We start from the raw sequence: 10,069 nt of genomic DNA, 5'->3' as shown, positions 1-10,069 counted from the left end.
GGCGAGCGCCCGCGCGCTCAGCCTGTCATTGCTGCTGGGTTTGAGCCCGCTTGCCGGTATTACTCCGGCGGCGCTCGCAACACCGGCCCAGGCAGCACCTGAGCAGCAGGCGCAACCGGCACAGGCTGCACCCGCCTCCCCTGCAGACGAGCAGAAGAAACCTGACAACCCGGTTGGCATGAAGCTCACCTCGGGTACCCTCAACATTTCTGAGGGCGGCACTGTCTCTGTGACCACCGCGCCGCTGAGTGCCGAGTTCCGCGCAAAGTACACGCTGTATGAGTTCGGCATTGTGGAGCGCGGTAAGAATTACCTTCAGTCACATTACGGCGATCCCCTTCCTGAGGCGCAGTACGGCAGCAAGGTTGCCAGCCTCCGTGCTGAGGGTAAGGCACACGATAATCCTGACGGGAGCGTCACGTTCACTCTTGATATCCCGAAGCAGTGGATGATGGTTCCAGAAGATACCCTCTTCGACGTGGCGCTGACCTACTACCCGTCCGATAAGCCTGACCCACACGACTATCCGTACGATGATCCTCGTATCACGGCACGAATTCCTTTGCCCACGGTGCGCGACCCTGAGCCTGACCAACCGACGTACCGCTACAGCATTTCGGCGATTGACAAGCCGTGGCAGGATACGACTCTGACGGTTGAGGGCTACCATATTCTTCCCCCGAACATCGTAGGCGGGTACGACAGCCAGGCGTACATCACTCTGTATGAGGCAGACCCGGCTACGGGAAAGATTATGGGACGCCCCGTTTTCTCCCATGTTGTTCCGTTGACGGGCAACTGCTTGCATCACTGTACGGGTTTTCGCAATAACTATTTCGGCACGAAGATGACGATTCCGGCGGGTACGTTGAAGCCGGGCAGGCTCTACATGATTGGTATCTACGGTTCTAATCTGCCTCACCCGGGTGAGGAGGAGTACAGCGGTAGCTTGCTGACCAGTGTTGCGCAGTTCCTTCCGGTGCGGTCGGGGCAGCCGAGCGATAACCAGCCGAATCCTGACCAGCCTGTAGCGCGTCCGGATTTGTACATTCCGTATAAGCGCATCAACCCGTATCAGGAGATGAATACTCTCACCGCACGTGTCTCGAATCTTTCGAAGCTTACCGATGGCCATTACCGTTTCTCGGTTCAAGCGACGGATGATTCTGGCGAGCCAACCGGCGAGAAGGCGTTGGAGCAGGTTATTCCCGTTGAGCGCATCCACGATGGTGCCGCTGAGGAGACGCTGAACGTCCCCGGTAGCGCGCTGAATTATGAGGGGTCTTACAGGGTTGTTCTGGAGAAGGTAATCCCCGGCAAGGATGGCGTGGCGGATGCGGTCGAGCCGGTGGCTTCTGAGAATCTTGACCTCTTGGCGAATACTGCTGAGGAGCGGAAGGCTGCTGTCGAGTGGGTTAAGCAGCAGGCTCTTCTGGACGAGAGTAAGACTGTGCTGAGTCGCCGCGATGTGACGGTGGCGCTGTACCGTATGGCGGGCGCACCTCATGTTGAGCTGCCTGCAACCAGTCCTTATGCGGATATGGCGACAAGCGACCCGGACTACGCCGCATACATTTGGGCTCGTCAGAAGGGTATTACGTTCGGCTGGGCGGACGGTAAGTTCCACCCGGAGGCAGCCCTTTCGACGCGTTCTGCGGTGGCGTTCCTGTACAGGTACCAGCGGATGGTTGCCCCGGCTCCTGCGCCGGAGTCGAGCAGTGTGCCGTCTTCGTCTGCGCCTAAGAACAGTAGCGTGCCGGGTGATTCTCCGGTCCGGGTTTCGCGTTCGCATTGGTCCGATTATGAGCGTACGGATACTGCATTCTGGCGGGAGTCGCTGTGGGCTACTCAGCAGTTCATCTGGGGTTATACGGATTATGATCGCCGCTACGCCGAGGGTTTCAGTTCGGATACTGTTTCTTCTTCGGAGTTCTCGGTCATGCTGTACCGCATGGAGCACGGCGGCAGCCGCCTCAAGTAGTCACCCTGAAGTAGTTATTTGAGAGTCGCCTCCCGCGGCCACGCAGCCTGATACTGTGTTGCTTTACAATCGGTGATGGCGGGCTGAAATTTTCGGGCTGATTCGCCCGACTTTTCAGCCCGCCAGCACTTTCGCTAAGACGCGCTGTGCGCCCCCCTTTCTACTCAACTTTTCGTTCATTTCTCCCCTTCCACTCAACGTTTTCCCTCACTCGCTTCAATCACCGTACAGAATGCCACTGTGCAGAAAACCACCCTGCAAAAACCACCGTGTAAAGCCGCGGTATAGAAAGCACAGTGCAGAACATTAGATGGGATAACCGTGTCTTCTTTCTTCCGACCAACCACAGTTCAGGGCGCTAAGGCGCCTGCCCAGAAAATCCGCATTCAAAATGCCCAGAGTAAAAAGGCAATCAGCCTCTCCCTGTTGCTGGGCATGACCCCGGCGCTGGCGGTCACCCCTGCTGCGCATGCTGATGCGGCACAGACGAAACCCGCACAGGTGGAGCCTGCTCAAGCGGATCCGGCGAGCCCCGTCTCCCCTGCCGCATCGTTGCAGGCAACCCCCGTAGCTACCGTCCCCGGCGCCGCTGAGGCGGATGCCGCAACCGGTATTAGCGATGCTGACAAGATTGATTTGAAGGTCACCACCGGCACTCTCAATATTTCTCAGGGCGGCACGGTGTCCGTGACGACTTCCCCGTTGACCCCCGAGTTCCGTAAGAAGTACAAGCTCTTCCAGTTCGGCCTCGTGAACTGTGGTACCGGTTACGAGTGGTCCCGTACCGGCGAGGCAACCCAGAATCCCCTGTACAGCGGCAGGGTCGATCATCTTCGAGAAGACGGTATCGTCCACGACAACCCGGACGGGAGCATCACCTTCACCTTCGAGGTCAAGAAGCAGACCATCCGGGCAACCCCTTCGCCTGCCCTTGACGTGGTGCTGACCTACTATCCGGCGGGCGAGCGCGAACCGAACGCCGAGGAGTATGAGGACCCCCGCCTTACTGCCCGCACTCCGCTCAGCCTGACTCAGGACCCTGAGCCGGATCATACTACTTATGTGTACAGCATGCCGGCGATTGATAATCCCTGGGTTGATACGCAGCTGACGATTGAGGGCTACCATATTCTCTCTAAGCAGCTTCTTGAGCCGGGGAGTGCCCCAGCATATCTGATGCTGTATGAGGTTGACCCCGCCACGGGTTTGATGGTGGGCAAGCCCGTTTTCACTCATGCAGTTCGTTATACGGATTGCGGTGAATACTATTGCTGGAGCTTCCTCAACAACTATTTCTCTGCGGATGTGACAATTCCTGCGGGTACTCTGCGACCGGGCAAGTCGTACATGATCGGCGTCTACAGCGGCTTCTTCCCGAATCCGGATGAGGAGAAGGTACCCGGTAGCCTTTTGACGGATGTTGCCCCGTTTATTCCGGTGCGCTCGCCCAACTCGAACACCGAGGTGAAGGATGCCGCCCCGGTTCTGCGCGTTGAGCCGCAGCAGATGGACCAATATCGTTCTGATTCACCGCAGGTGAGCCCCTATTGGGAGAAGAACACGTTGCAGGTGCGTGCCGTGAACCTGCCAAAGCTCACTGAGGGCCATTACCGTTTCTCTATGCAGGCTACGGATGCTTCTGGCAATCTGACCGGCCAGAAGGCGCTGGAGCAGGATATTGCGGCTGACCGCATCCAGAGCGGTTACACGGAGGCGACGCTCACTGTTCCCGGTGAGGCGCTGAATTATCAGGGCGGTTACAAGCTGGTGGTGGAGAAGGTTCTTCCCGGTCAGGGTGGTGCCGCGGATTCTGTACAGCAGGTTGTTTCTACTGACATTGATTTGGTGGTGAACGCGTTTGAGGAGCGGGAGGCTGCGAAGAGGTGGTGCAAGGCTCAGCAGCTTCCCAAGTCAGAGCTCTATTATTCTGAGAATATGACGCGCCGTGATCTGACGGTGGCTCTCTATATGTTGGCGGGTTCGCCGAAGGTTGAGCTTCCGGAGACCAGCCCGTATCCGGATGTTCAGCCCAACGACCCGGACTACGCCGCATATATTTGGGCTCGCCAGAAGGGCATTACGTTCGGTTGGATTGATGGTAGTTTCCACCCGGATGCGAAGGTTTACGATTCTTCGGCGGTGGCGTTCCTGTATAGGTATCAGAGGGCGCAGGGTAAGGTTCCTGCGGCGAAACCTCGTCCTGTTTCTTCGGCGTCAAAGAAGAGTAGCCTGCCGGGTGGTTCTTCTGAACGTGGGTGGAATACTGTTCTCGGCTGGCATTACTCGTTCCATAAGGAGTCCCAGTGGGCGATTGATCAGCACATTTGGGGTTATATCAGCGAACAGTCTACCTATGAGGCGTATGGGCAGTCGTTTATTGGGCACACGGAACTCGCTACGATGCTGTACCGCATGGAGCACGGCGGCAGCCGTCTCACATAGTGTCTCGCCGTGGCGTTAGCTATTTTGGTTGGCTTTCGTCAAATAGGCGACTTTACGACCCTGTTTATGTGCCACTTTTATTGTGGGTGACTTTTATGTTGCCTTGCCCACCGCATTGTGAATATTCTCAACCTGCAGAGGTTGCATAGGTGCGAATTTTTCGAATGCGGTGGATTTTTATGCTTTACTTTTTTGTACAGTGACCAGCGTTTGTGCTTATCAGCACACTATTTAGGCATATTTTCCACATCATGCAGATACTTTTTAAGGCTATACTTCACCTTAAGACATGCAATAAAACACACAGACATTTTTCGCGCTGATGACCTTTCAGGTTCCGGCATGTCTTAACTATTTGCTACGGTGTTTATGCGCACCACACTCGATGCGTGACACCGATAAAAACTGATTGGATAACAATGTCCTCACTTCCCAACCACATGCGCTTTGCGCTACCCAAAAACATGGCCAAGAGCGGCTGCGCCATCACCCTGGCTGGCGCTATGCTTTTGCCTCTCTCCCCCGCGTTTGCCGCACCTGCTACTCCGGTAGCAGCCCAGGCTGTTGAGCAGGGCGAGGCTCAGGGTGCTCAGCGTCTGCAGGTTACCTCCGGCACTTTTGACATTCTCAAGGGCGGCAACGTGACGGTTAGCGGCTCCGGTTTCTCCAAGGACTTCGTTAAGGGCAAGTCGTTCCGCCTGTACGTTGTTCCGAAGGGTGAAAGCGTTGCTTTCCCGCCGCACCACCCGCGTGATTACCCCTTCTATGTTCAGGATGTTCCCGCCTCCGCCTTTGCGGCTGACGGCACCGTGAACCTGACCGCTTCTATCGGCGCTAACTATCTGGAGGCCAATGGCTCGTCCTTCGATGTTGTGCTCGGTTACCGCGATGATGCTGAAGACGGCTGGATTCCTGCGGATGAGGTTCGTACTGAACTGAAGGTTGCGGATGTTCCCACCGTTGATTCCCCGACCCTGTCGTACAGCGCTTCGTCGGTGAATGCTTCTGAGAACGCTAAGGTCACAGTGAACGGTGCTGGTTTCCAGAACATTTCGTACAACGGTAGCGAGTCGCTGATTGTTGCGGTTCGTGCGGTTGATCCGGCGACCGGTAAGGCGACCGGCCCCGCGCTGGCTCAGTCGGAGGCTAAGTTCACCTCCTACTCTGCTTTCTTTGGTCAGTACATGGGTTACACCAACGGCCGTTTCTCGACTGTTCTGGACATCCCGGCGGGCACCCTGAAGTCCGGCAACTCCTATGTTGTGCAGACTTTCGAGTTCAACGTTCCGGAAGATAACGATGAGGCGAACAGCCAGGCGCTGAGTACTCAGGCGTTTGTTCCGGTGAACGGCGAGAACGTTAAGAAGGAGTCTCCTTCGGTTTCTTTGAGCACTGACAAGGTGGATTTGAGCTCTTCGACCACTATCCGTGTGAAGGGTAAGGATTTCGACGTCCCCGCTGGTGCTACCGTGAACGTGCTGTTCTCGGCTGCTGAGGCTGATGGCAACCCGACCGGTGAGGCTCTGGAGAGCATCACTCTGAGCGCTGACCGTGTGGCGACCGGCGCGTTTGAGACGACCGTTAACGTTGACGGCACCAAGCTGGATGAGGATAGCCACTACGCTATTTTCGTAACCATCAACTACGCAGATGGTCAGAGCGAGCGCATCGCGGCTGATTACCTGACTCTGACCGGTGAGTCTGCGAACAAGAAGGCTCGTGAGCGTTTCGCTGATGTTCCGGTTGCTCACGCGAACCACAAGGCTGTTCTGTGGGCTGCTGATCAGAAGCTGATTGATTCTCGCGAGAAGGATTGGTTCGGCGTTAATGATGATGCGACCCGCGGTGAGCTGACTGTTGCACTGTACCGCCTGGCTGGTTCCCCGAAGGTTACCCTGCCGGCTACTAGCCCGTACCCGGATGTGAAGACTGATGACCCGAACTACGCTGCGTACATTTGGGCTCGTCAGAAGGGCATTACTTTCGGCTGGTCTGATGGTAAGTTCCACGCGAATGCGTCTGTGTCTAATGCTACTGTTGCGGCGTTCCTGTACCGTTTTGATGGTAAGAAGCCGGTTGCTGTGACTGAGGCGCCGTACACCGATGTGAAGGTTGGCTCCGCGTTCTACCGTGAGATTACTTGGGCTAAGCAGCAGAAGCTGCAGGTTTTCCCGGGTTCTGAGTACCACCCGTCTGCGCTGGTGAGCCGTGGTGAGCTGGCTGGTTTCTTGATGAACTACAAGGTTCGCTAGGGTCCTGCTAGTTCGTTGGGATTAGCGTCTAACCCGCAATGATTGAGCCGGGCTGGTGGTGATGAAACGTTGGTTTCGTCCCGCTGTCCCGGCTTTTCTGTGCCATTGCGGGGTGTTTATGAGGTGACTGCAAGGTATCTGTAGGGGCGCGTGCGGGACTGTCGCCCGGTGCTGTTCCGCGGTTTTCGGCGTATTTTTGGCGGTTACCACGCTAGTGTGGGCTGTACCGCATGTGGGGCGCGCCTCATGCGGCACCCGCTATTGGGCGGATTTTTGGGTGCTCTACTCCCCTCTTTTCAAGAATGTTCTGTGGAGTGTAAATTAATATTTTTCAAGCTGTGGTTTATGCTTAGGACTGTTGCGCCCCCTTAGTGCGCACCCTTATCCGGCTGGGTGCGTAGAAGAACTAGAGGGAGCCCTGCACACACCGATACATCAACCACATTGAGGATTTATGTCCCAGAATTTTAAGCAGTCGACTGATACTGCCCATAATTCTTCTGCACCTCTGCTGGCACCGGAGGGCACCCCCGAGGCTTCTTCTCAGGCTGAGTCGAAGAAGCGTAAGCGCCGCCGTATTGAGCTGGCTGTTGGCGCTGTGGCGTTGGCGGGTGTTTTGTATCTGCCGTTCTCACCTCTTTTCTCTTTTTATGATTCGTCGGAGGCGCGTCTTTCTTCGGCGGATACTGCTGCGCCGGCGCCCGCTTCGGCGACTTCTGCTTCTGTCCTGGTGTCGAGTTCTTCGACGCAGGGCCCGAAGATTCTGCGTCCGTCCGTGACCGCGCCGGATGCGAACACTATTTTTGCTGATGCCACTGAGGATTCTGCGTACTATGCGGGTATCCGTTGGGCTGTTCGCACTCAGACGATGGAGCCGCTTTCTGAGGACCATTTTGGTGTTGAGGATCCGGTGACTCGTGGCGAGTTGATCACCATGTTCTATAAGCTGGCGGGTTCGCCGGCGGTAACCCGTCCGGCGCATTCGCCGTATGCGGATGTTGATGAATCTGACCCGAACTATGATGCGTACCTGTGGGCGCGTCAGGAGCGTATTACGTCCGGTTGGGTTGATGGTAAGTTCCATGCGGAGGCGCGCCTGTCGAATGCTTCCGCTGCGGCGCTTCTGTACCGTGCTGATGGTGCGCAGAAGATTCAGATGTCGGGTACTTCCCCGTTTAGTGATGTTTCGTCTGCGACTCCGTTCTACCGTCAGATTGTGTGGGCGTCTCGCCATGGTGTGTCGACGGTGTCTGAGGGTAATGCTTTTGAGCCGACGGCTCAGACATCTCGTGGTCGTATTGCGATGATGATGTACCTGTACTTCCGCACTTCGTAGTTTTTACACTTCGTATTTTTGACGCTTTGCTTTAGCGTTTGGTTAGTGTGTTTGGCGGCCCCGTACTCTTGTTTGGGAGTGCGGGGTTCTGTTTTTCGAAGTTCAGCATGCTGGGTTCTTAGCGGCTGGTCAACCTGGGAAAACCCTCAGAACCTTCAAGTCTCCATTGAGTGTTTCCTGACATCTGTTCAACGCTTTGATAGGGTGAAAATGTCCCCGAAACCGATGGGGATATTCGACCACTTTTCTCATTGGGTTGGCGCAGATTCAACGGAGATTTCTCACCCCAGAAACCCTATGAAACCGCATCATCCCGATGGGTACGACCCGTAAGGATGATGTATGTCCTCGCTTCCGAACTCTAAGTCTTCTTTCCTCCGTGCGGCGCAGGGTTGCGGCGCACTGGTGCTGGCTGGCGCTATGGTTCTGCCGATGACTCCGGCACTCGCCCAGGATGCGGCACCTGTTGCTAATGCACCGGCGGCAAATGCTGTGACCCCCAAGCCGGCTGCTCAGGATGCAGCGGCACAGCCGACGTACTCCGCTGATTATGACGGTATTCTGTACACCGGCGAGGGCGGCACCGTGACTCTGAAGGGTACCGGTTTCACTAAGCAGTGGCGTGAGCAGCACGGCACCGTTGTCTTCTACATTGCTGCTACGAAGGACCGCCCCGGTAACGCTGAGCCTTCCACGTCGATGCTCCGTTTTGAAGAAGGTAAGGACTTCACCATTGCCGATGATGGCACTTTTGAGGCAAAGCTGACCATCAAGGCTAAGGCTCTGGAGAGTTTCTACACTCCCATTGATTATTTCCCGGGTATCACCCTGGATGAGGTGCGTTACGAGACGGGTATTTTGACCGAGGCTAAGGGCCAGCCCCAGTCGAGCATTGAGGATATTTGGGCTCGCAAGAACGTTATCGCCCACCACCCGATGTACACCCGCGCTTACCATCCGCAGGTCCTGGCACCTAAGTGGAAGTATGATGCCCTGAAGGACACTACGAAGGATCAGGAGCTGCTGATTCAGGGTGAGGGTTTCGTTGGGGAGGAACTGCCTGGCCGTGAGGGTGCCATGTACGTGATTCGTGAGAAGGGCACCGGCACCCCCGTCCTGGCGATGAGCGATATGAAGTCCTACTATGAAGGTCCCGATGGCGTAACCCGCCTGGAGGGAGGCACTCTTTACCGCACCATCAAGCTCCCCGCAAACACCCTGGATCCGTCTAAGCAGTACGTCATTGAGGCGTGGAGCGACTACGACTACGACCTCACCAAGAAGGACAGGCCCCTCATCACCCCGATTGTGGGTTTGGCGCCGGAGCACCGCGGTGTTCTTATGGCTCACCAGGATCTGAAGTTTGAGGGTGTTCCGGACTTCACGGATGCTACTGTGCCCAAGGGAGAATACAAGACCCTGACTTCGAAGCTCACCTACCAGGAGCAACAGCAGCGTGCTACCCGCGGCGAGTTGACTGCGGCACTGTACGCTCAGGCTGGTAGCCCCAAGGTGAACCTCCCGGCAGTCTCCCCCTGGCCGGATGTGAAGACCACCGACCCGAACTACACCGCTTACGTGTGGGCTCGTCAGAAGGGTATTACTTTCGGCTGGTCTGATGGTAAGTTCCACGCGGATGCCGGTATTTCGAACGCTACGGTTGCGGCGTTCACCTACCGTGCAGCGGGTTCCCCGGCGGTATCAGGTGTGTCTTCCTTTACCGATGTGAAGCCGAATTCTGCGTTCTACCGTGAGATTCTGTGGTCCACTCAGCAGTATGTCATTAATCCGGATTTCGGCTCTTTTAATGCGACGGACCTGGTGAATCGTGGTCAGTTGGAGCAGATGCTGTTCAATTTCCAGAACCGCGCTAAGTAAGGCGGACTAGTTCTACGCTGAATACCCCGTGTTCTCGAGCAGGTTTTCTGTTCGGGCACACGGGGTTCAGCTTTTACCGGCTGATCAACCTGTGAAATGTCTCAAAACCTTCAAGCCTCCCTTGAGTGTTCCCTGACATCATTTGGAGGGTTTGATAGGGTGAAAATGTCCCCGAAACCG

At 56.1% G+C, this 10,069-nt stretch carries 5 protein-coding genes; all 5 read left to right on the top strand.

The genetic code is table 11. The features are described from left to right. A partial coding sequence (locus HMPREF2765_RS06155) for a hypothetical protein (RefSeq protein ID WP_246824928.1) occupies window positions 1–1,981 on the top strand: 1,981 nt, incomplete at its 5' end. A 321-nt stretch (window positions 1,982–2,302) separates the two neighbouring features. Next, window positions 2,303–4,423 (top strand): S-layer homology domain-containing protein, encoded by a 2,121-nt coding sequence (locus HMPREF2765_RS06150; protein ID WP_070604722.1) that lies wholly within the window; start codon window positions 2,303–2,305, stop codon window positions 4,421–4,423. A gap of 419 nt (window positions 4,424–4,842) precedes the next feature. Further along, window positions 4,843–6,675, top strand: coding sequence for an S-layer homology domain-containing protein (locus HMPREF2765_RS06145; RefSeq protein ID WP_070604720.1), 1,833 nt, complete (start codon window positions 4,843–4,845; stop codon window positions 6,673–6,675). 454 nt (window positions 6,676–7,129) lie between these two features. After that, entirely contained in the window at window positions 7,130–8,011 is an 882-nt protein-coding gene (locus HMPREF2765_RS06140; protein WP_070604717.1) for an S-layer homology domain-containing protein, read from the top strand. A gap of 342 nt (window positions 8,012–8,353) precedes the next feature. Beyond that, the gene (locus HMPREF2765_RS06135) at window positions 8,354–9,889 is read left to right on the top strand and encodes an S-layer homology domain-containing protein (RefSeq protein WP_049341401.1); all 1,536 of its coding nucleotides are present in this window, start codon (window positions 8,354–8,356) and stop codon (window positions 9,887–9,889) included. The last annotated feature ends 180 nt before the right edge of the window (window positions 9,890–10,069 follow it).

This window comes from Rothia sp. HMSC062H08, from assembly GCF_001810775.1.
GTDB lineage: Bacteria > Actinomycetota > Actinomycetes > Actinomycetales > Micrococcaceae > Rothia.
Note: the sequence above shows the minus strand (reverse complement) of the source record. Positions and strands in the feature narration are given on the sequence as shown.